Consider the following 310-nt stretch of genomic DNA (forward strand, 5'->3'; position numbering starts at 1 on the left):
CGCACGATGGTATCAACACTAAGGTAAAAAGTAAGCGCGATAAAGGTGTTATTACAGGACTATCTGCTGAATATCTCAGTGACGATGGTCAAAAAATGACTTTATTGGCACTATTTTGGACGACTGTCGCTAGTAACTCGTTAAGTGATGTGAAAAGACTGTATGTCGTCGCTCAAAAACAGTTGCCACTGTCAGAGGTCTTAGATCAGTTTGCTCAAGGCAATGTCCGTAAATTAAAACAATGGTTAAGCATGCAGCCAGAAGTAACTTGCTGTGATGATAGTTTTGGCGACTATCAAGAGCTGTACCG

At 41.3% G+C, this 310-nt stretch carries 1 pseudogene; it reads left to right on the forward strand.

Annotation, left to right across the window (positions count from 1 at the left end):
• Nucleotides 1-310: pseudogene (locus BTV99_RS13065) on the forward strand (hypothetical protein); the annotation flags it as partial.

The organism is Psychrobacter sp. Rd 27.2 (assembly GCF_001921755.1).
Lineage (GTDB): Bacteria > Pseudomonadota > Gammaproteobacteria > Pseudomonadales > Moraxellaceae > Psychrobacter > Psychrobacter celer.